This is a genomic window from Pantoea sp. MT58 (genome assembly GCF_014495885.1).
GTDB lineage: Bacteria > Pseudomonadota > Gammaproteobacteria > Enterobacterales > Enterobacteriaceae > Pantoea > Pantoea eucalypti.
The window spans coordinates 2,465,045-2,487,569 of sequence record NZ_CP061083.1 but is presented as its reverse complement, the minus strand read 5'-3'; the positions used below and the strand labels follow the sequence as shown (position 1 = coordinate 2,487,569).

Sequence of the window (22,525 nt, the reverse complement as noted above, 5' to 3'; positions counted from 1 at the left end):
TCACCAGGTCGCCGGGTGCGTACCCGGCGCGGAGCCAGATGTCGCGAACATCTGCGGGGTGCCGGGGAGCCAGGCTGCTGCCCGCAGCCTTACCCCCAATCCCCACGGCGTTAATTCGTAACAGGGCAGGTTATCTTTAACCTGTGGCTCAATGCCAGCGCCTGCGCACTGCCCGAGTGGGTGCTGCTGCAATAGCCATGCGGTACGCGCCAGTGACAGCCGAACCTGGCTGCCGTGACCATCTGTAACGCGTCGCCTCAATCCCTCCAGCACCGCCGCCGCCAGCAGATAGCCAGTGGCATGATCCAGTGCCTGAACTGGCAGCGGAACCGGTTTGTCGCTCTGCTGCCACTGCATACCCCGTTCAGCAATGCCACATCCCATCTGCACCAGACTGTCAAACCCCCGGCGGTTGCGCCACGGTCCCTGCCAGCCCCACGCATTAAGCCCGGCAAGGACAAGGCCAGGTGAGAGCGCCTGAAGGGTCTCTGCATCAAACCCAAGCCGTTCCAGCGCATCCGCCCGATAGCCATGCACCAGCACGTCTGCCTCGCGCAGCAGGCGGATAAACTGCTCGCGATCGGCAGTCTGAGTCAGGTCGAGCACCGCACGGCGCTTGCCGCAGCTCAGCTCCTCATCCAGTGTCGGCTCCTGCCAGCCCGGCGGATCGATGCGCAGCACGCGGGCCCCCAGGCTGGCAAGAATCCGGGTAGCGACCGGCCCGGCAATAATCCGCGTCAGATCCAGAACTTTTATACCCATTAACGGACGCGCCTCGGCCAGCGGCCAGTCGGGCAGAGGAGCTGGCTGGGTGATCTGCCAGCTAAACAGCGGTTCGCGCTGCACTGCCTGACCCTGCGGATGCTGCTGCCAGGCAGCGGCGCTTCGCATCTCTGCGGCACAGCCACCGGCATCAATAATCGCCTGCTCCAGTTCGCTGGCCTGCCACTGCTGGACCTGCATCGCCAGCGCCGCGCGATCGGCGTGCGCGCCCAGCACCTGCTCCATCGCCAGCCGGTGATGTGCGGCATTGGTATGCAGGCGGATCCAGCCATCGCGGCTGCGATAGTCACCGGCAAACGCATCCCACATCGCGGGTGCAGCACGGTTCAGCGGATAAAAACTCTGCTGAAACCAGCGCGATGCCAGGCGTACATTAACGGCGACGGGCGGAGAGCAATAGTCAGGGCGGGAGGCGGCGATGAGCGCGGCGGTGGCCTGAGTTGCCAGACCAATGCTGGTGGCCGCCAGTTCACTGACGGCAAAAGCAGAAGAGAAGGTGGCGCGATCAACGAAAGCGGGAAGAGGCAAGGCGTCGGCGTCGCCCCGCAATCCCTGCTGCATCTGCTGCCACAAAGAAGCGGCAAGCTTTAAGTCCATGTTGTGCTCCCTGAGAAAGGTCATTTCTCAAGCATAGCACGCCGGATTAACGCCGCCGCAGGCGCGGGAAGCGGGCATGCATCCGCAGGTTACGCAGGTTAATCACCGCGATGGCCGTGCCGAGGATCACCAGTGAAGCACCGATAATCTTAAAGCTGTTCAGGCTGTCACCGAGTACCACAATCCCCATCAGCACGGATAAAACCGGCGTCAGCAGCGAGTAGGGCATGATCAGATTGACGTTATATTTCTTTAGCAGCATATACCACAGCGTATACGCCACAATCGATGAGGCGATGGCGCTGTAGAGAATTGCGAACCAGCCGTGCCAGCCTGCATGCTGCAGGGCATAGAGCTGGTTCGACTCCATCACAAAGCTGGACGCGCCTGTGATTGGAATCGCCAGGAACGCAATCCATCCGGTCATGGTTAAGGGCTTTATCGGCGGTGACTTCTTCACAATCAGATTACTGACGGCCCAGCCGGTGGCGCTGCACAGCAGCAGACAAAGCACCCACCAGGACGGAATCGTCGGGCTGCCGGAGAGCACGACCACGCCGCTCAGCGAGATCATAATGCCCAGCAACTGCACCAGCTTCAGCTTCTCTTTCAACACCACCATCGCCAGCAGCATCGCAATCGGCGTTCCCAGCTGCACCACAATGGCGCCAGTGCCGGCATCGGTGTAGCGCAGGCCGACAAACAGTAGCGAGAAGTGCATAAAACCGAACGTAAACGCCAGCAGCAGCAGCCAGCGTAACTGCTGACGGTTAATCCGACAAAACGGCACCAGCACGATGGCCACGACCACAAATCTCATAAACGTCAGAAACAGAGGCGGCAGCTCCAGCAGGCCCCATTTCACGGCAACGTTGTTGAAGGCCCAGATTGAAACCACCATCAGAATCAGAAAAAAATGCCGCACAGCCACGATAATATCCTTTTGATGATTTTTGCTTAGCCCGCTAATGATGGCACGAACTGCGGCATTCCAGCCAATCGCAGCAACAAATTTTCTGCAATTGCCGCGCAGCCGCTGAGACTTTTGCGTGCGATGCTGGCAGACTGATTTGAAACGACTTCTTAAGGAACCGATTCGGTATGACACCTGTGTCCGCGTTACCCCTTGCGTTAATTCAGCTTGAAGTCCCACCCGCAAACGTCGTCTCAGAGATTGGTGAACAGCCACGCTGGTTTATTGATGCGCTGGATTTGCAACCTGATGCGTACCTGATTGTCCGGCCCCATCTGGGCGAGGCATTACCCGATTTCGATCAGATATCCGGGGCGATCCTCAGCGGTTCCTGGGCGATGGTCACCGATCACGCTGAGTGGAGCGAACGCAGTGCCGCATGGATTCGGGCAGCGATTGATCATGATCTGCCGCTGCTGGGCGTCTGCTATGGTCATCAGCTGATGGCCTATGCGCTGGGCGGCGAAGTGGCAGATAACCCCAATGGATGGGAGCGTGGTCTGTTACCGATTCGCTGCTCAGCTCAGGCGCAGCGCGATCCGCTGCTGCAAAACCTGCCACAGGATTTCAGCGTCTGGCTATCGCATCGTCAGTCGGTTATCAGCGCGCCGCCTCAGGCGCAGGTGCTGGCCGCGTCTGCACGCGATGGCTGTCAGATTGTGCGCTATACGCCGCAGGCGATCTCGGTGCAGTTTCATCCCGAATTTACACGGCACATCATGAACGCATGCCTGCCTGAGGGCTGTAAAGAGGATGGGGCAAACGACATTGAAGGAAAAGACTGGGCGCGTGCGTTGCTGGTGGCATTCTGGCAACAGACGCGCCCGGCAATGGGGCGTGCTCAGGGCGCGTAGTGACGCGTGCAGCGATAAACCCAGGCGGGTGGCACATTTTTCAGCACCCGCTGGCGCTCCCAGGTGAAGTAGCGCGACAAGTCAGGCTGGGTCAGCGAGGTGTACTGGAACTGCACAAACACGCCCTTCGGGCCGAGGGCGTTATAAACCGCGCGCAGAATGGCTTCACGCAGCTCAGGCGGAAGTGACAGCAGCGGCAGGCCAGAGAAAATCACGTCATATTCCCCGCTCAGGTACTCCGCAGAACAGGTCCGTACTGTCATGCGTGGATCATCCATCGCAACAAGTTTGTCTGCCAGCGTGTTACTGATCTCAAAAGCATCCAGCGTGGCATCAGGTGACATCTGATCCAGTATCCAGCGCGTCAGCACCCCATCACCCGCGCCGAGTTCGGCAACACGTAATGTTTCAGGCCATTCGACTGATGCGATCATGGCGCGGCACAACGCCTCAGATGAGGGCGTAATGCTGCCCATCTTGCGTGGGTTGCGGATAAACTGATGCACGAAATTGGCTTTAGCGCGCATCAGGGTAATAGCTGAAGCCAGCATGTTCATCTCCAGAATGAATTTATCCTCAGGTTGACCCTCTTTGTGCCGCAGAAGTTTCTCTTTGAACAGCCGTTTGGGTAAAAGTCGGAATTATCTAAAGACGAAGCGGAAACGCCTATTCCTTCGGGGCGGTCACAGTTTCCGGATAACAGACCTGACAGGCTCTCAATGATGCTTCATGTTGATAATAAGTTTCATCATTGTTACATCAGTCACCTGTCAGGAGAATGACCATGCGTTACGCCGCCCCCGGAGAACAGGGTTCTCTGATCACATTACAAAAGAATTATGGCAACTTCATTAATGGTGAATTCGTCGCGCCGGTGAACGGCAACTACTTCACCAATACTTCGCCAGTGAACGGCTCTGCGGCCGGTGAGTTTCCCCGCTCAGATGCCGCCGATGTTGATAACGCCGTCGCCGCTGCGGCTGCGGCGGCTGACGCCTGGGGAAAGACATCGCCACAACAACGTTCTCTGCTGTTACTGAAGATCGCCGATCGGCTGGAACAGCATCTGGAGATCATGGCGGTCTATGAAACCTGGGACAACGGGAAACCGGTACGCGAAACGCTGGCGGCGGATATGCCGCTGGCGGTCGATCACTTCCGCTACTTTGCCGGTTGTGTGCGGGCGCAGGAAGGCAGTGCGGCAGAGATTGATGAGTTCACCGCTGCCTACCATTTCCATGAGCCGCTGGGCGTGGTGGCGCAAATTATCCCCTGGAACTTCCCGCTATTAATGGCGGCCTGGAAACTGGCGCCGGCGCTGGGCGCAGGTAACTGCGTTGTACTTAAACCGGCAGAACAGACGCCGCTGTCGATCACCGTTTTTGTCGATCTGATTAAAGACCTGCTGCCGCCAGGCGTGCTGAACGTGGTGCACGGCTTTGGTAAAGAGGCAGGCGAAGCGCTGGCTTCTCACTCCGGCATTGCTAAGGTGGCCTTTACCGGCTCTACCGCCACCGGGGGTCACATTCTGGAACTGGCAGCGAAAAGCCTGATTCCCTCAACGGTCGAACTGGGGGGCAAATCACCCAACATCTTCTTTGAAGACATCATGCAGGCGGAAGAGAGCTTTATTGAGAAAGCCGCTGAAGGCGTGGTGCTGGGCTTCCTGAATCAGGGCGAAATCTGTACCTGTCCGTCACGTGCACTGGTGCAGGAGTCTATCTACGAGCCGTTCATGGCGGCCGTGATGAAGCGGGTTAAAACCATTAAACGGGGCGATCCGCTGGACACCGAGACCATGGTGGGCGCGCAGGCGTCACAGCAGCAGTTTGATAAAATTCTCTCTTATCTTGAGGTTGCCCGACAGGAGGGGGCTGAAGTGCTGGTGGGTGGGGGTGTTGAGAAGCTGGATGATGAACTTAATAGCGGCTACTACATTCAGCCAACCCTGCTGAAAGGCAACAACAGCATGCGGGTTTTCCAGGAGGAGATCTTTGGACCGGTGATTGGCATTACCACTTTTAAGGATGAGGCGGAAGCGGTCAGCATTGCTAACGACTCTATTTATGGGCTGGGTGCGGGTGTCTGGACACGAGATATCAACCGTGCTTATCGGGTGGGCAGGGCGATTAAAGCCGGTCGCGTCTGGACTAACTGCTACCACCTCTATCCGGCACACGCCGCGTTTGGTGGGTATAAAAAATCGGGTATTGGTCGCGAGACGCACAAAATGATGCTGGACCACTATCAGCAGACCAAAAACCTGCTGGTCAGTTACAGCATCGAGCCGCTGGGCTTCTTCTGATCGACCTGACCAAATAATTTTTCCGTTTGTTACCGTTAAACCACGCTGAGGCGTGGTTTTTTTATGTCCCGACTTTGTAACCTGCTGACACACTTAAACTTATCAGCGGTCAGATTTTTGTAAAGAACGCTTAATCAGTCCTGGCTGCGCACAGAGTGTGGCCGTGTAGCGTTTCGCTTATCTGCCTTAATTCCTTTCCCTTCTTCACACACGGCAACGCTGTCATTCAATCCATTAACTCATTGATAAATTGTCTCTTTACAGATAAATCCTGCCGCTTTAACGGCACTTTACGGAAGGAGGCCGTTTCTCACCACGCTTCCGTCACCCGCAATCAGCGCCACTTTTTACATGAGTTACTTTAATGATGCTTCAGGGGTGAAAACACTAATTTGTAAAAATACTTTATATTTTTGCATGTTGTTAAGATTTGTCCTAAGTGGGTGCTTAAAAGCTCGACATATTTGGCTTAACTTATTTAGTTAATTATTTCTTAAGTAAATTCTAATGAAATAGGCCCGTTGAAATTTTGTCAATCTTCTGTAAACTCGCAGCTTATATTTACACATGGATCGTAATTTCAGACCCACGGGCAGGGACTACCTGGCTCGTGCGGTAGCTATGAAATTTTATAATGATAATAAATACATGAAAATTAAGCATTTAATTCATGTGTTAACAGGTGTGTTAAGTCATTTTATTTCGTAAGCGAATAGCGTTGTGTATGTAAATTGTATTCAGTTTGTCGGTTTTACGACCAGGGATGGCATTAGTAAAACTTGGGTTTTGCCTGCCTGCTCAAATTTGCCGGGAAAAAATTGATCATGTTTCTGATCGTTTATTGCCAGGTCAGATTCTTCTTCATTCCCGCTCATACCTTCGCTGATGGTTTTTCATACTTAACTTTAACTGATCGTTTTTTGTAAGGTTACGCAACAGTTTTGCGCCGTTCGTTTAAGAATGATCATTCTGAATGGCCCTGATTGCGCTTCTTTCAAGCCCTGTTTCTAAATTTTCAACACTCACAACCGGCCTTTGGCCTCTCTCCAGGATATGAATGGAACACAACATGAAAAAAATGGCGAAGCTCCACATTGCACTAGGCCTGATGTTTGTTTTCTCTCTCGCGGGTTGTAAAACACCGCCAAAAATGACCGATGACACACTGGTCACCAGCACGGTGGACGGCGTAGCGCTCAGCCACCGTTATGCCGTAAAACCCCCCGCGCAGTTCAGCCCGATTAACGAGACTTACCGCGCGCTCTATCCTGGCTCGGTGATGAGCCAGCCAGGCTACGGTGGCAAGGTGGTGGAGACGCTGAAAACCGGTGAAAGCTATACCGTGATTGGTCAGGTGGAGAACAACTGGCTGGCGCTGGGTGAACCGGCCCAGGCTGCAGAAGCGAAACCGGATAGCGGCACGGCTACCGTGAAAGATGCACCGCAATCTGCCACGCCGCAGGCGACAGTTACGTTGACGGGCTATGTGCCGTTTCGCGCCGTGGTGAAAAGCGATCTCTACGATCAGACAGTTAAAGCCGATCAGCCTAAACGTCGTGCGCGCAGTAGCAGCAAGAAGAAAACCTGTGTCGCGGTGAATGGTGACAGCACTGCCTGTCAGAACAGCACCAACGGAACCTGGATCATTAACTAATCGCAAAAAGCAGGGAGGGCTTGATGATGAGAACAACTCAACTGCGTGGTGGGCTGATAGTGCTGCTGGCGTTGCTGCTGGCGGCCTGTAGCAGCAGTAAGCAGCCTGTGGCTTATTACAACCTGGACGTGCAAGGACAGAATCAGCTCAATGGCGGTGCGCCGCTGAAAGTCCGGGTGTTGTTACTGAGCTCCGATGCGGAGTTCATGTCAGCAGACTTCTTCTCCCTGCAAAACCAGTCCGCCACCGTACTGGGCAGCGCACAACTCAATACCCAGCAGTTCTTCCTGACACCCGAGCAGCGCAGTAAAACGCTGCGCATCAAGAGCCTGCCGGAGACACGCTTCATCGGCATCATGGCGGAATATCAGGCGCTGGACGGCAAAGTCTGGCGCCTGTCGCTGCCGGTGCCTGAAGATGCGTCGCCCTCATTCTGGGCGTTCTGGAAACGTAACGATGGCGAGCTGAATGCGCGCATTGTGGCGGGGATTAATGGCCTTCGCGTGGAAAAACAGTGATGCCTATGAACAGAGCCGAAAAAGTGGTCTGGACCGAGGGGATGTTCCTGCGTCCCCATCATTTCCAGCAGTCAGAAAATTATCTTCTCAGCACCCTGCGTGAGTGGGGCCAGTCACAGCGCGCTTATACCTGGGGCTTTTACGATCTGGAGTTTGATGAAGCGTTGCTGCGTCAGGGAAAACTGGCGCTGAGCGCCGCCAGCGGCTGCCTGCCGGATGGCACATTTTTCTCCTTCAGCCAGCCACAGCATGGCCCGGCACCGCTGGATCTTCCGGCCTCTGTTGACCGCAGCAAGGTCGTGCTGGCGATACCGGCCCGACGCAATGGCCGCGAAGCCGTCGCTTTTCAGGAGTCGCAGGACTCTCTGGCGCGCTACCTGGCCTGGGAAGCGGACGTGGAAGATGACAACGCACAGGCCGTGGGCAGCGCCACAGTGCAATTCGGCAAGCTGCGCCTGCGTCTGATGCTGGAGCAGGATCTTACCGCCGAGTGGACTGCGATGGGCGTGGCGCAGGTGATTGAAAAACGCAGCGACAATCACATCCGGCTCGACAGCGACTACATCCCGCCGATGCTGGGCCTGAACAGCAGTCGTCCACTGCAAAACATGTTTAACGACCTGCACGGGCTGATCCAGCAGCGCAGTCAGCAACTGAGTCAGCGAGCGCCGGGCACCGGCCGCTTCAACAGCGCTGATATGGTCGATTTTATGCTGCTGGCGCTGCTCAATCGTCAGCTTGGCCTGCACAGCCATCTGCAACATCTGCCGTTACTGCATCCTGAAACGCTCTATAGCCACTGGCTGCAACTGGCGGCGGAACTCAGCACCTGGACGCCCGCCCGCGCACCTGAAGCGCTGCCGCTTTATGACCATGACGATCTCCACAGCTGCTTTAGCCGTCTGTCGCTGCTGTTGCGCCAGGGACTGTCGCAGGTCATGGAAGAGAGCGCGATTCAGCTGCCGCTGACCCAGCGCTCGCACGGCCTGAACGTCGCCACTGTACCGGAAAGCAGCATGGTGCATGAGTTTGGCTTTGTGCTGGCAGTAAAAGCCAGCGTGCCGGCTGATACCCTAAAAACCCATTTCCCGGCGCAGATGAAAGTCGCGCCGGTCAGTAAAATCCGCGATCTGGTGCAGCTGCAACTACCGGGCCTGGCACTTCGGGCGATGCCTGGCGCGCCGCCGCAGATCCCGTGGCATGCCGGATACAGCTATTTCGAACTGGATAAGAACAGCGAGCTATGGAAAGAGATGGAGCGCTCGGGCGCTTTTGCGCTGCATCTTGCCGGTGAGTTTCCGGGCCTGAACATGGAGTTCTGGGCCATCCGCAGTCAGTCAGAATAATAAACTGAGCACGCAGCATGATGCAGGAACAACAAAAATCACACAGCGATCTTGCGCCCGATGCCAGCCACCAGAATGTGCTGGTCGCGGCGGCTAACCCCCTGATTAACGCGATTCCACAGATCCGCCATTCGGTATCGCATGACGATCCGGCGCAACTGCGCCAGCAACTGATTGACCAGATTCGCCGCTTCGAGCTGAGCTGCCAGCAGTCCGGTCTCGGCTACGAAGTGATCATCGGCGCGCGTTACTGCCTTTGTACCGCGCTGGATGAGGCGGCGGCGCTGACCCCGTGGGGCAGTCGCGGCGTCTGGACCAGCAACGGCTTACTGGTGACGTTTCACAACGAAACCTGGGGTGGCGAGAAGTTTTTCCAGCTACTGGCCAAGCTGTCGCAGAACCCAAGACGCCACATTCTGATGCTGGAGCTGATCTACTTCTGCCTGCTGCTGGGGTTCGAAGGCCGCTACCGGGTGCTGGACAATGGCCGTTCGCAGCTGGAGACCATCAAACAGCGTCTGCTGCAGATGATCAGAAGCGTGCGCGGCAATTACGCGACGGCGCTGTCACCGCATCCCACCGATCAGCCGGTGCTGCGCAAGCTGTGGCGACCGATGATCCCGCTCTGGGCCTGCGCCGCAGTCGCCGGGCTGGCGGCCTGTCTGTTCTATATCGTGCTCAACTGGCGTCTGGGCGATTACACCTCGCCGGTTCTGGCCCGCATCTATCAGACGGCGCTACCGGAAGTGAAGATCGGCAACCCTGCGCCGCCACCGCCCGCCACGCTCGACCTGCGCGGTTTCCTGAAACCGGAAATTGATGCCGGGCTGGTGGCGGTACGTGATGAAGCGGACCGTAGCGTAGTGACTCTGAAAGGGGATGGGTTGTTTGCTTCGGCGGCCACCGACGTGCGCGGACGCTATGTCGACGTGATCCAGCGCATTGCCGCCGCCATGAACAACGTCAGTGGCCAGATTCAGGTGATTGGTTACAGCGATAACGTACCGATCCGCAGTGCGCGCTTCGGCTCCAACTTTGAGCTTTCGCTGGCACGCGCGCGGTCGGTGCAGTCCCTGCTGCAACAGCAACTGGCAGATCCATCACGGGTGAAAGCGGAAGGGCGCGGCGAAAGCAATCCGCTGGTGCCAAACAACAGCGCAGAAAATCGCGCACGTAACCGTCGCGTTGAAATCACACTGCTGGTGGCGCCGGATGCGACGCATGCCGAACTTAACGGCCTGGCGAGAGGGAACTGATCCATGCTGAATATTCTGTTTGCGGTGCTGACCAGCCGCCTCGCGTGGGGCTTTGTCGGCATCACCGCGCTCTCATTCATTATCTGGGTCATTGGCCCGGTCTTCTCTATCGTTGATTCGCGGCCGCTTGAACCAGAGCAGAACCGGATGATCAGTATCGCACTGCTCTATCTGGTCTGGGGTCTGGGGCAGGCGATCCCACGGCTTTACAATTACTGGCTCAACCGCAAGCTGATGTCGAGTCTGGAAACCGGCAAAAGCGATGCGCCGGAAGCAGATCGTCAGCGTCTGACAAGTGAAGAGCAGGTGCTGGCAGGGCGCTTCTCTGAAGCCACAGAGATGCTGAGAAAGGCGCATTTTCAGCGCCACAGCAGCAAGGGCACGCCGTTCTGGGCGCAGCGCTTTGGCCGCCAGTATCTCTATCAGCTGCCGTGGTACATGATCATCGGCGCACCCGGTGCCGGTAAAACCACCGCGCTGGTCAACTCCGGCCTGCAGTTTCCGCTGGCGGACAAGTTCGGCAAGTCGGCGCTGCGCGGCATCGGCGGCACCCGCAACTGCGACTGGTGGTTCACCAATGATGCAGTCCTTCTCGATACCGCCGGGCGCTATAGCACCCAGGAGAGTCAGCAGGATAGCGATGCCAGCGAATGGCATCATTTCCTCGACCTGCTGCGTAAATATCGCGGACGTCAGCCAATTAACGGTGTCATCGTCACCCTGAGCGTCTCCGATCTGCTGAGCCAGTCGCCCGAGGCACTGCGCAACCAGGCGCTGGCGCTGCGTCAGCGTCTGATGGAGCTGCACGATCGTCTCGGCATCCGTTTCCCGGTCTATGTGCTGGTCACCAAAGCTGACCTGCTTAAAGGCTTCCGCAGCTACTTCGGCTCACTGGACAAAGCCCAGCGCGAACAAATCTGGGGGTTCACTTTTCCGTGGGCGAAGGCATCTGCCGCCGATTTTGAGCTGAACAGCCAGTTCCAGCAGGAGTATTCACTGCTGCAACAGCGACTTGATGCCGGACTGGCCGACCGTCTGCTGATGGAGAGTGACGCCCAGGCGCGGGCGGAAAGTTATCTCTTCCCGCAGGAGTTTGCGGCGTTACGTCCATTACTGGCAGACGCACTTGATACGCTGTTTGCCCGCTCCGATTTTGAAACCCAGTTCGCGCCACGCGGCATCTATTTTGCCAGCGGCACCCAGGAAGGACTGCCGTTTGACCGGGTGATGGGCGAGCTGAACCGCGCGCTGAATCTGCCAGGTCAGCAGGCGGGCGAATCAGGCAGATGGGATCAGGTTGATAAAGACGCGCCAATTCCACAGAACAAAGGCCAGAGCTTCTTCCTGAAAGGAGTGCTGGAAAATGTGATTTTCCAGGAGTCGGGCCTGGCGGGCAGTAATCGCTGGTGGGAACTGCGCAACCGCGCCGGATTGTGGTCGGGGTATCTGGCGCTGCTGGTGCTGCTACTGGTGGCGGGCGGACTGTGGCTTACCAGTTACAGCAAGAACAAAACTTACCTGCAGGAGATGGCTGCTAAAGGGCCACAGGTTGAGCAACTGGGCAATCAGCTTCAGCAGCAGGTCAACGGCGATCTCTTTGCGCTGGTGCCCTATCTCAACACCCTGTTGCACCTGCCAGAAAGCGCCGACTTCTCGCTGGAGTCTCCACCGCTGACGCGCCGCATGGGGCTTTATCGCGGCACCGAGGTCAGCGATGCAACCCGCGCGCTTTACGACAAAGCACTGAAACAGCTGCTGTTGCCGCAGGTGGCACAGAACATCACCCGCTGGCTGCGTAATGACACTGGCAGCGATGCGGACTACAGCTATGAAGCGCTGAAGGCGTATCAGATGCTCTATCAGCCGAAGCACTACGATGGCAAATTCCTGCAGGCCTGGCTGATGCTGAATCTCTCACGTGAGCTGCCGCAGAACGTCACGCAGCAGCAGGTAAAACAGCTGGCGTGGCATCTGCAACAGCTGCTGGAAACGCAGATCCACTCGTCGCCCTACGCGAAGGATGACGCACTGGTAAAGCGCGAGCAGGAAATGATTAATCAGATGCCGCTGTCACAGCGGGTTTATGGACGACTGAAGCGCCTGCTGCAACGGGATGACAGCCTGCAACCGGTCACGCTGGCGTCGCTGGGCGGGCCTCAGAGCGAGCTGGTGTTTTCCCGCAAAAGCGGTAAATCGGTGAATGACGGGGTGTCCGGTCTCTATACACCGGACGGTTACTGGCAGCATGTCGATAAGCAGATTGCCCCGGTAACGCAGGCACTTTATCAGGACGATCTCTGGGTACTGGGCGGTGCTGCGCCGCAACAGAAAAGTGAGCAGACCGATCTCGCGGTTCGCCAGCTCTATGTGCAGGACTATATCCGCCAGTGGGAGCAGTTTCTGAGTGATATCCAGCTCAACAGCAGCGCCGACCTTTCGCAACGTATCAACACCGCGCGTCTGCTGTCAGGCAATCACTCGCCGCTGCGCCAGCTGGTCATCAATCTCAGCAATCTGCTGACGCTGAACCGGGCGCAACCCGATGAGAAAACCGCGCAGGCAGCAAAACCGTCGGATAACAGCGCCACCCGTACTCTGGAAGCGCTGTTTACGTCACCTGAAGCGAGCGCTGCGCGTGGACAGGCGGCAACGCAGGTCTCTCCGGAACAGGCCGTTGCTGTGCACTTTGCGCCGATCCTTGAGCTGGCACAGCCGCTGCAGCAGGGCAGCAAGGTGCTGGCGGTGGATGACTTCCTGCACCAGATTGACGACCTTTATCGCTACCTCACGGCGGTGCAGGATGCCGCCAACAGCGGAATGCCGCCACCGGCCAGCGATGCGATCAGTCGTCTTCAGGCCAGTGCCGGAAGACTTCCCGGTTCGCTACAGAATATGGTCTCCAGCATGGCGGTCGGCGCCAGCAGTGATGCACAGCGCCGCGACATGGATAACGTCCGTAAACGTATCACGATGGAGGTGGGCAGTTTCTGTCGTCAGGCGATCGCCGGTCGTTATCCGCTGGTGCGCTCCGCGCGCAGTGAAGTGACACCTGACGACCTGGCCCGGATGTTTGCGCCTGGCAGCGGCATGATGGACAGCTTCTTCCGCGACAACCTGGCCAGCAAAGTCGACACCACCAACGCATCGTGGCGCTTTACGCCAGGTATTGACGGCAAAACGCTGCCGGGTGGCGAAGCGCTGCTTCGTCCTTTCCAGCAGGCGCAGTCAATTCGTGATGCGTTCTTTGCCAACGGCGCAACCACGCCAGGCTTCCGCGTCACGCTACGCACCGTAAAAATGGACAATGACATCCTCAACCTGACGCTGGATGTGGATGGTCAGCAATTGCGTTACAGCCACGGGCCGCAGGCCGTGCAGATGGTCAGCTGGCCCGGCCCTGGCGGCACCAGCCAGGTGCGGATGCAGCTGGGCCTGACCAACGGCACCACGTCGACGCTGGTCACCAGCGGCCCCTGGGCGCTCAATCGTTTCTTTGACCGCGCCCGGGTTACTGCTGCAGGCGGCCTGACCCGTGAAGCCACGTTCAGCGTGGAGGGCCATCAGGTCACGCTGTCGTTCACCCCTGGCAGCATTCGTAACCCGTTCCAGCTTCCCGGCTTTAGCTGCCCCTGAAACAGGACCCGACAATGACTCATTACGCTGCACCCTGCTGGTACGGCAAATTGCCCAGCGCAGGTGACTTTGTGAAGCGCCGCTTTCCTGACGTGCTCTATCGCCAATGGTCCAGCTGGTTTCAGGTGGGCCTGCATCACTGGCAGAGCAGCCAGGAGAGTGAAAACGCCCCGTCGCGCCCGTTCCTTAACGCGCCGGTCTGGAATTTTGTGGTGCCGCCGATGCTGGGCAGTCAGCTGATCCAGATGGGCTGCCTGATCGCCGCACGGGACAGCGTAGGGCGTAACTATCCGCTCTGCGCGCTGCGCCACTTCACCCCCGCCGAGTGGTCTCCCGCGCTGCTGGCCCGCTCCGGCGAGTGGTATCAGCAGGTGGGCAATACGCTGCTGCGGGTGGTGCAGGGTGGCGGATCGCCGGAACAACTGGATCAGGCGCTGATCAGCATTCCGCAGCCGCAACCGCCGCAGGAAGCGGGCGAGTCATCAGATATTCTCAACGTCATCGGGCATGGCGACACGCCCTCGACGCTGAACTGGGCGCTGCCGGGCGAGAACTTCGACCCGCAGTTTTACACCAGTTTCTGGTGGACCAATCAAAGCGACGGCTTCCCGCTTTATACCCAGGTCCACAGCGGTAACTTCACCGCTCAGCTCTTTTCATTGCTGTTTGATCCGGCCGGTGGGGCAAAGCCGGGACGAAACGGACTTTATCCCCCGATGTTTGAATCCTGAGGCGACACGCATGACGATGAATACAGAGGCCTTGCTGGCTCCGGTCAGTGAAGAGAATCCCGGCGGCGATAACCTGGAGTACGACGCCGATTTTCAGGCGATGGAGCAGGCCAGTGCCGGCAAAGCGGAACAGCAGTTCGGCGATACCATCATTCCCGCGGAACCCGCCGACTGGAACAAAGTTGAGAAGCTGGCAATAGCCTTACTGGGCCGCAGCAAAGATTTGCGGGTGATGCTGGCGCTGACGCATGCCTGGACGGAGCTGAAAGGGTTGCCGGGCTATGCGCAGGGTCTGAAGCTGATTGAACAGGCGCTGCTGCTTTACTGGGAGCCGCTGTGGCCTCGTCTGGAAGAGTACGGCGAACAGGATCCCTTCTACCGTATCAATGCTCTGGCGTTGCTGGGTGACAAGACCTCCCTGAGCGGCGCGGTGCGTCAGTGCTGGCTGCTGCGCTATCCGTCCGACGGCATCTCGCTGCGCGATGCTGCCGCCCTGTGTGACGGCAGCAAAACCGAAGTGGCGGATTATCCCGGCGGCCTGCCGCGTCTGATCGACGAACTGGCACGCGGCGACCAGCCCGGCATTGAGGCGGTACTGCAGATTCATGAGCGGCTGCAGACCATCTGCGAAACCATCGCCGAACGGCTGGGCGAGGCGGCAGTGCCTGAGCTGATACAGATGCGCCGACAGATTGCACTGATCGCCGAACGCTGCCAGGCCACGGACCTCAGCCAGCTGATTCCCACCGCAGCGGCGGAACAGACCGCAGAAGCCGCTGCACCGGCGGCTGTCGCAGCGGCCCCGCGCGCTGCAGCGGACTGGCGCACGGTACAGATCAGTTCCCGCGCCGACGCGCAGCTGATGCTGGAGAAAGTGAAACTGTACTTCACCCAGCATGAGCCGAGTCATCCGGCCCCGCTGATGATTGATCGGGTACAGCGCTTAATCGAGCGCGACTTTCTGGAGATCATCCGCGAACTGGCACCCGATGGCGTTCATCAGCTGGAAACCATTTTCGGACGTCGCGACTAAGCAGGCGTGACCCACTCACACAGCGGGACCTGCGCGCCTGCTGTGACACATTATCCGCGCATCATTGATGGAGAAAACCATGGCAACAAGCAAATCCAGTGGGCAGAAGTTCATTGCCCGCAATCGCGCGCCTCGCGTCCAGATTGAATATGACGTGGAAATTTATGGCGCGGAACGCAAAATCCAGCTGCCGTTTGTGATGGGCGTGCTGGCGGATCTGGTGGGTAAACCGCTGGAGCCGCAGCCGGGCATCGACGAACGGAAATTCCTGGAGATCGACATCGACAACTTCGATGAGCGCATGAAAGCGCTGAAGCCGCGCGCCGCGTTCCAGGTGGACAACACCCTGAATGGCGAAGGCAAGCTGAACATCGATCTCACCTTTGACAGCATGGATGACTTTTCGCCGGATGCGGTGGCCCGTAACGTCGAGCCACTGAGCAAGCTGCTGGAAGCGCGTACCCAGCTGGCGAACCTGCTGACCTATATGGACGGCAAAAACGGTGCGGAAGAGCTGATTGGTAAGGTGCTGCAGGATCCTACGCTGTTGCAGGCCCTGACCCATCTGCCAAAGCAGGATGAGGCCACTGAAGGTAAGGAGCCGCAGGCATGACGCAGACTTCACAACAACCGCAGTCGCAGGGCGCAGCCAGTTTCAGTCAGGATGAGTTCAGTGCGCTGCTGAATAAAGAGTTCCGGCCAAAAAGCGATCAGGCGCGCGCGGCGGTCGAAAGCGCGGTGAAAACTCTGGCGCAGCAGGCACTGGAAAACACCGTCACCGTCTCCAGCGATGCGTATCGGACCATTCAGGCGCTGATTGCGGAGATCGACGAAAAGCTGTCGCAGCAGGTAAACCAGATTATTCACCACCCGGAGTTTCAGTCGCTGGAAAGCGCCTGGCGCGGCCTGAGCTATCTGGTGAACAATACCGAAACTGACGAGATGCTGAAAATCCGCTTTATGAGCATCTCCAAGCAGGAGCTGGGTCGTACTCTGAAGCGTTACAAGGGTGCCGGCTGGGATCAAAGCCCGCTGTTCAAGAAGATTTATGAGCAGGAGTATGGTCAGTTCGGCGGCGAGCCGTTTGGCTGCCTGGTGGGTGACTACTACTTCGATCATAGCCCGCAGGACGTTGAGCTGCTGGGTGAGATGGCACGTATCGGTTCGGCCGCGCACTGTCCGTTCATTACCGGTACCGCGCCGGAAGTGATGCAGATGGAGTCCTGGCAGGAGCTGGCGAATCCACGCGATCTGACCAAGATCTTCCAGAACACTGAATATGCTGCCTGGCGCAGCCTGCGTGAATCGGAAGATGCACGCTATCTGGGTCTGGTGATGCCGCGTTTCCTGGCGCGTCTGCCTTATGGCATTCGTACCAACCCGGTCGACAGCTTCGACTTCGAAGAGCAGACCGACGGTTCCGATCATGGCAACTACACCTGGAGCAATGCTGCCTACGCCATGGCCGCCAACATCAACCGCTCATTTAAAGAGTATGGCTGGTGTACGGCGATCCGCGGCGTGGAGTCGGGCGGTGCAGTGGAAAACCTGCCGTGCCACACCTTCCCGAGCGATGACGGCGGCGTGGACATGAAGTGCCCGACCGAAATCGCCATCAGCGATCGTCGCGAAGCCGAACTGGCGAAAAACGGCTTTATGCCGCTGGTGCATCGCAAAAACTCTGACTTCGCCGCCTTTATCGGTGCCCAGTCACTGCAGAAGCCGATGGAGTATCACGATGCCGATGCCACCGCCAATGCCCGTCTGGCGGCGCGTCTGCCTTACCTGTTCGCCTGCTGTCGCTTCGCGCATTACCTGAAGTGCATTGTGCGTGACAAGATCGGCTCTTTCCGCGAGCGCGACGAGATGGAACGCTGGCTAAACGACTGGGTGATGAACTACGTCGATGGCGATCCGGCTAACTCCTCGCAGGAGACCAAGTCCCGCAAGCCGCTGGCCGCTGCCGAGGTGAATGTGGAAGAGCAGGAAGACAACCCAGGCTATTACGCCGCGAAATTCTTCCTGCGTCCGCACTACCAGCTGGAAGGTCTGACCGTTTCGCTGCGTCTGGTCTCTAAGCTGCCGTCACTGAAAAATGATAATGCTTAAACGTTGAGTCGCAAGGTTTTCAGGCGCGAAAGGGGTTTGCGCCTGATGCCTGACAGAAAGTTTGCTGAAATGAGTGTCAGGGAGGATGACAGCATGGTTAAAAAGCTAGTCCTGTATTTATTACATCTCCTGCTGAAATTTATTTCTGGCCTGATTTTATTCAGCTGTACAGGTTATTTCATTTTCTTCTGTGACTGGAATGTCACGATAATGATGAAAATAATTAACGGTATTCTGATTGCTCTTTCAGTCACTGTTTCGTTAGGTTTTTACTGGGCAGGAGATAAGCTAAGAAGAATTTATTAAGTGCTTCTCTGCTTTCTGAATACAAGGTGAAAACCTCGATTCCGCATTATGAAAAGATGAATATATATTGCCCGGCTTAATGTCTGGTAATTCGGTATCTGAAATATCGTTTATGACGATATTTCAGAAGCAAGGCAAAGGTAAAATATGGACTGTTTTATTCAGCCCCATGCTTTTCTTTTTGCCATATCCTTGCTTTTTTGAAAGCAATAATCTCAACCAATAAAGAGTGAAAGATAATGGCTATTGATATGTTTATGAAGGTTGACGGTGTTACTGGCGAGTCGAAAGACTCAAACCACACTGGCTGGACCGATATTACCTCTTTCTCATGGGGTGCCTCTCAGCCAGGCAACATGTCTGTTGGCGGCGGCGGCGGTGCCGGTAAGGTTAACTTTAACGACCTGCACGTTAATGCATTAATCGACAAGTCAACTACGGCGCTGCTGAAGAACTGCGCAAGCGGTAAGCATCTCGCTAAAGTTGAACTCTCTATCTGTAAAGCGGGCGGCTCTCAGGTTGAGTATGCACGCATCACCCTGGAAGACGTTCTGGTGACCGCTGTGAATTACAATGGCTCCGACAACGGCGATACACTGGGAATGACTTACTCCTTCCAGGCATCCAAAGTGAAGCAGCAGTACTGGGAGCAGAGCGCTTCCGGCGGCAAAGGCGCAGAGAGCAGCGCAGGCTGGGACATCAAAGGCAACAAAGAAGCGTAATAAACGACGCCTCCGAAAAGGGGGCGTATCTTCATTAAAATTAATGAATTAATGCAGTGGTTATACGTTTAGCTCATTTAATTGCAAAAGGAGGTTGTTTATGGCTGAAAAAATTCAATTGAGCCGGGATTTTGTGTTGTTCAGCGTCCGGGAAGACTGACTGAGCAGGCAATGTGGCTTTATGGCACGCGCAATATGTCTGCCGCGAACTATTTTTTGCAATTAAATGCTGATGTTGCATGGGCTAAACCAGGCCAGATTTTAATCGTTGCTGACCCTGACGGTAACAATCATCCTGCAGCCATGCGCACTCTGGAAGAGGCTAAATCCAGAACCAATAATAGTGTCACTCATCTGACGGTTGATGAGGCTGATTTCTTTAACCGCCATTATGTCTCTATTGCTGCAATTACCAACTTTATGGATAAAGCCTCAGGTATCATAGGTGACGCAGGCGAGAAGTGTTTTAATGAAATTGGCAATAAACTTACCGCCATTGAAAATGCCTATCGTAATCAATATCTGACATCTGGAACATTGTTCGGTCAGCAGTTTTTTGTTGAGCGGAAGCGGTTGTTTGGTGAGCTTGAAGTGTTACTGAATCGTTTATCCCGATTTGTGCTGAATTTGCGCCCCTACGAGAAGATAAAACATGCATTAAACCTTTCCAGTTCCTCTATCATCCATGATTGGCAAACGGCAGGCACAACAGCAATACGTGGTTATTCGACCTATGTAGATAGTGCAGCCAAAGCAGCAAAATTCATGAAAATGGGTGGGTTTCGATAGGATTTAGTGCTGTAAATACGACTAATGAGGTTTATCACAGTTGTACCAAAGAAAGAGAAAATGAATGCTCTAAAGTGGCGGTGAAAGAGTATTCTAAGTTTGCAGCAAGCACGACTGCAGCTATCTTAGCTGGTGCGGCGTCTGCAACACTTGCAACATCTGCCTGTGTGGCACTGGGTGTTGCAACCGGAGGCATTGGTGCATTAGCTTGTGGAATAGTTGGTTCCACAGTGGGTGGTTATGGCTCTGCTAAGCTGGGTGAAAAAGGGGCGGGTATTTTGATGGATAAGATTTTATGATTTGGTATGATTTTTTTATGTATGGCTGCTTAATTTTATCTGTTTTAGTTATTTCGCTGCATGTTTATACTGCGTGGTTCTTTAGAGTTAATCAAAAAGCTTATCAGGATTTTATCAATCTTTATCAAAGTACAGGGTTGCAACTAGACTTGACCACTAAAGTTGCAAACCATTTGGGATTCTATGCTAATTATCAGAAAGTAGCATTTTTCATGAATCTCAGAAAGGGGCGGAAAATGCGTTTTTCTAAGTCTGAAAATGTCAGTATTCAGGCCTATGAATTTGTGCAGCAACAACCCAGAGAGAAAATGGTGTGGATGGAAAAAACGCTCCACCTTTACCAGTTTACATTTTTCCTGACCGTTGGCTGGGCTGTTTTTATGGCAGTTTTCGTTTATGTATTTAACTGAGGTTAGGGATAAGACTGCAGCAATGCCCGAGGGCGTGTGACACTCTGACGGCAATATCTGCTCTGATACCTGTCACTTCCTGGGTGGTGCAGAAAATGGTAGTTTTGTTCCTGATGTTGCCTCCCTGTGGATACTGAAATTAAAAAGTTACTGATTTTACTGGCTCTGACGTCATCTCCTGCGGCGCTGGCGATAACGCCTCCTGCTCCTGACTCGTTTAAACAACCGCAGATTTTCAGCAACTGGCTTCTCAACCGTTGCGCAGGTAAAGCAACCACTGACAAGGCTTTTACTGATGATGCCTTTAAAAGCGCGTCAGCCTGGTTAGAGATAAGCCATCTTCCCGTTGAAGCATTCAGCGAGGGCGATAAGTTAATCAATGACTATCTGAAGATGAACCTTACAGGCTCGGTTTCAGGAAATTTCAATATGATGAAATGCACGCTACTTGCGCAAAGCCCGGATGCTGAATCTCTCTATAATAAATATAAAAATTAATTTCTTTTTTGTGGAAAGCTCCAGGGATACGGTAACGCTAAATATCATAAATGAATTTTCATAGAAGATGTTTTTAGTTAAATGTAATCGCGTATTACAGCTGAAGCTCAGCATGATAGTGACTCGTAAATGGAATCAACATATGATAAAGAAAATAATCCATATTATTATCATGGTGCTTATTGGTTTGCCTTCATTGTCTTTAGCAAAATCAGTTTCACACTTTGAAGGAAAAATATTCAAGGCGGATATCACCTATAGTTGTGAGGAAGGTAATCTTACCTGTGATAACGTTTCGCTCAAGTCCAGAAAAGTAAAAGATAATTCTTCAATTGTCCTTAAAGGCGAGACCATCAATACAAATTGCCCTGATGTCTGCGACTTCAGGGGATATCGCTTTACGAATGGAAAGTACGACTATTCTTTTTATCCCAGTCAGAAGGGCGATAACCTCTGGGATTATATCGTGACATTCAAGGGGGATGTTATTGCTCAGGATGTTGGCGTGATGAAATAAACCGCTTATAAAGTGCTGCATAATGAGCCTGCCCATTTGCTCAGGCATGGGTAAGTTATTACAGGTAAAGATTTTAATGAGAACATGTTTTTCTATATTGCTGTCTATCACGGTTATGTATGTTTCGCCCGTCCACGCAATGAGTGATTGTTCAAAAGGGAATAACGACCAGGAAGTTTACAATTGCGCCCGGAAAAACAGAAGCCAGACTGAGATTGATTTAAATAAAGAATATAAACTGGCTAAAGCCAGAGTTGAAACTCTTTTTGAAGGTGATAATAAAGCGCTTAGTCAATATATGAGTACATTAACTGACGCTCAACGAGCGTGGCTACAGTACCGGGATAATGACTGTAAACTGGCTTCTTATCTTGCAGATAAAGGAAGTCATTTAAGTAACGCTAATTTTAATATGTGCACTTCTGAGCTTAACGAGCAAAGAATCATAAAGCTTAAGTTGATTCCCTATCATTGATCGTTAAGAGTGCTGAGATAATTATGAAAAGAATAAGTAAACTGGTTTTGATCGGTGTGTCCCTTTCCGTAAGTGCTTCAGCGATCGCTGATGAGACCTGTGCAAAACAGCCTTCAGACGGCACGCTGTTTCAGTGTACTGTTCAGCAGAAGACGCTGGCGGAAGATGACCTGAACAAAGCGTACCAGACGGCTAAAAAGCGGATTGTACAGATGTACGGCACACAGAAAAAACTGGCTGATGACTATGTCGCAACGCTGGTAGATACCCAGCGCAACTGGCTGAAGTATCGTGATGGACAGTGCAGGCTGGAGGCCTTTGCGGCTGAAGAAGGCAGCAATGCGAGTGCGGTGGCGACTAATCTCTGTGTTATCCGCATCGATAAAGAGCGTATTGCTCTTCTGAAACAACTGCCTTACTGATGATTTTCCTTGCTCAGGCTTTACAAGTCGGGCACGACATTCTCTTTAACTATCGCGCATGGCGTTACGCTTTAATCCCGTTTTTTCAATGCCTGTAAATGATTCTGAATAAATGCTATTTAAGCAAGAGAGTCTCTGGTGCTCATAATAAGATTATCTTTGAATTTATTTTAATTATTACCCTGTTCGTTAGTTAAAAATAAACCTTTAACGCAATGTTATCGGCTTAACTAAATATGATGGCTTTTCTGTTTATAAGTCTTAATTAACCGCCAGCTATTTAAGAAAACCAATT

Annotated in this window: 21 protein-coding genes and 1 pseudogene; 19 read left to right on the top strand and 3 right to left on the bottom strand. The window is 54.5% G+C overall.

Features of this window, described 5'->3' with window-relative positions:
• Both IAI47_RS11725 and IAI47_RS11720 read right to left on the bottom strand, forming a co-directional pair.
• Entirely contained in the window at positions 1-1,380 is a 1,380-nt protein-coding gene (locus IAI47_RS11725; protein WP_008925974.1) for a CoA transferase, read from the bottom strand.
• A 46-nt stretch (positions 1,381-1,426) separates the two neighbouring features.
• Entirely contained in the window at positions 1,427-2,311 is an 885-nt protein-coding gene (locus tag IAI47_RS11720) for a DMT family transporter (protein WP_008925975.1), read from the bottom strand.
• A gap of 170 nt (positions 2,312-2,481) precedes the next feature.
• Between IAI47_RS11720 and IAI47_RS11715 the strand changes: the two genes are divergently transcribed.
• A complete protein-coding gene (locus tag IAI47_RS11715; RefSeq protein WP_003853332.1) occupies positions 2,482-3,207 on the top strand; it encodes a glutamine amidotransferase in 726 nt (241 codons plus the stop codon).
• Here IAI47_RS11715 and IAI47_RS11710 read toward each other — a convergent pair.
• Positions 3,195-3,758, bottom strand: coding sequence for a class I SAM-dependent methyltransferase (locus tag IAI47_RS11710; protein ID WP_003853330.1), 564 nt, complete (start codon positions 3,756-3,758; stop codon positions 3,195-3,197). The two genes, IAI47_RS11715 and IAI47_RS11710, sit on opposite strands and share 13 nt — an antisense overlap.
• A 233-nt stretch (positions 3,759-3,991) precedes the next feature.
• On the opposite strand from IAI47_RS11710, the gene IAI47_RS11705 reads away from it, so the two are divergent.
• From IAI47_RS11705 to IAI47_RS11620, 18 genes and pseudogenes are all read left to right on the top strand, one after another.
• Entirely contained in the window at positions 3,992-5,512 is a 1,521-nt protein-coding gene (locus tag IAI47_RS11705) for an aldehyde dehydrogenase family protein (RefSeq protein ID WP_008925976.1), read from the top strand.
• Between the two features lie 1,057 nt (positions 5,513-6,569).
• Positions 6,570-7,166 carry a hypothetical protein gene (locus IAI47_RS11700; RefSeq protein WP_003853326.1) on the top strand — a complete coding sequence of 199 codons (597 nt, stop codon included), beginning with the start codon at positions 6,570-6,572 and terminating at the stop codon, positions 7,164-7,166.
• A gap of 23 nt (positions 7,167-7,189) precedes the next feature.
• Positions 7,190-7,684, top strand: coding sequence for a type VI secretion system lipoprotein TssJ (tssJ, locus tag IAI47_RS11695; protein WP_003853323.1), 495 nt, complete (start codon positions 7,190-7,192; stop codon positions 7,682-7,684).
• Positions 7,685-7,689: 5 nt separating this feature from the next.
• The gene (tssK, locus tag IAI47_RS11690) at positions 7,690-9,030 is read left to right on the top strand and encodes a type VI secretion system baseplate subunit TssK (RefSeq protein WP_033743186.1); all 1,341 of its coding nucleotides are present in this window, start codon (positions 7,690-7,692) and stop codon (positions 9,028-9,030) included.
• A gap of 17 nt (positions 9,031-9,047) precedes the next feature.
• Positions 9,048-10,286 (top strand): DotU family type VI secretion system protein, encoded by a 1,239-nt coding sequence (locus IAI47_RS11685; RefSeq protein ID WP_003853319.1) that lies wholly within the window; start codon positions 9,048-9,050, stop codon positions 10,284-10,286.
• A 3-nt stretch (positions 10,287-10,289) separates the two neighbouring features.
• Positions 10,290-13,919, top strand: coding sequence for a type VI secretion system membrane subunit TssM (gene tssM, locus IAI47_RS11680; protein ID WP_003853316.1), 3,630 nt, complete (start codon positions 10,290-10,292; stop codon positions 13,917-13,919).
• Between the two features lie 14 nt (positions 13,920-13,933).
• Complete coding sequence (tagF, locus tag IAI47_RS11675; RefSeq protein WP_003853313.1) at positions 13,934-14,650, top strand: type VI secretion system-associated protein TagF; 717 nt, start codon at positions 13,934-13,936, stop codon at positions 14,648-14,650.
• A 16-nt stretch (positions 14,651-14,666) separates the two neighbouring features.
• Positions 14,667-15,683 carry a type VI secretion system protein TssA gene (tssA, locus tag IAI47_RS11670; RefSeq protein WP_033743189.1) on the top strand — a complete coding sequence of 339 codons (1,017 nt, stop codon included), beginning with the start codon at positions 14,667-14,669 and terminating at the stop codon, positions 15,681-15,683.
• Positions 15,684-15,762: 79 nt separating this feature from the next.
• Positions 15,763-16,296 (top strand): type VI secretion system contractile sheath small subunit, encoded by a 534-nt coding sequence (gene tssB, locus IAI47_RS11665; RefSeq protein WP_008925979.1) that lies wholly within the window; start codon positions 15,763-15,765, stop codon positions 16,294-16,296.
• Positions 16,293-17,792, top strand: a complete 1,500-nt coding sequence (tssC, locus tag IAI47_RS11660) for a type VI secretion system contractile sheath large subunit (protein WP_003853307.1) — start codon at positions 16,293-16,295, stop codon at positions 17,790-17,792. The genes tssB and tssC overlap by 4 nt, the downstream gene beginning before the upstream one ends.
• A gap of 45 nt (positions 17,793-17,837) precedes the next feature.
• Positions 17,838-18,098, top strand: coding sequence for a hypothetical protein (locus IAI47_RS11655; RefSeq protein ID WP_255527121.1), 261 nt, complete (start codon positions 17,838-17,840; stop codon positions 18,096-18,098).
• Between the two features lie 239 nt (positions 18,099-18,337).
• Positions 18,338-18,820, top strand: a complete 483-nt coding sequence (locus IAI47_RS11650) for a type VI secretion system tube protein Hcp (RefSeq protein WP_003853303.1) — start codon at positions 18,338-18,340, stop codon at positions 18,818-18,820.
• 171 nt (positions 18,821-18,991) lie between these two features.
• Positions 18,992-19,908 (top strand): annotated as a pseudogene (locus IAI47_RS11645) (hypothetical protein).
• Positions 19,905-20,318 carry a hypothetical protein gene (locus IAI47_RS11640; RefSeq protein ID WP_008925982.1) on the top strand — a complete coding sequence of 138 codons (414 nt, stop codon included), beginning with the start codon at positions 19,905-19,907 and terminating at the stop codon, positions 20,316-20,318. Before IAI47_RS11645 ends, IAI47_RS11640 begins: the two are co-directional and overlap by 4 nt.
• A 126-nt stretch (positions 20,319-20,444) precedes the next feature.
• Entirely contained in the window at positions 20,445-20,816 is a 372-nt protein-coding gene (locus tag IAI47_RS11635; RefSeq protein WP_223296446.1) for a T6SS amidase immunity protein Tai4 family protein, read from the top strand.
• Positions 20,817-20,928: 112 nt separating this feature from the next.
• Positions 20,929-21,333, top strand: coding sequence for a hypothetical protein (locus IAI47_RS11630; RefSeq protein WP_223296447.1), 405 nt, complete (start codon positions 20,929-20,931; stop codon positions 21,331-21,333).
• Between the two features lie 22 nt (positions 21,334-21,355).
• Positions 21,356-21,808 carry a lysozyme inhibitor LprI family protein gene (locus IAI47_RS11625; RefSeq protein WP_223296448.1) on the top strand — a complete coding sequence of 151 codons (453 nt, stop codon included), beginning with the start codon at positions 21,356-21,358 and terminating at the stop codon, positions 21,806-21,808.
• A gap of 23 nt (positions 21,809-21,831) precedes the next feature.
• Entirely contained in the window at positions 21,832-22,230 is a 399-nt protein-coding gene (locus IAI47_RS11620; RefSeq protein WP_003853295.1) for a lysozyme inhibitor LprI family protein, read from the top strand.
• Positions 22,231-22,525: the final 295 nt, after the last annotated feature.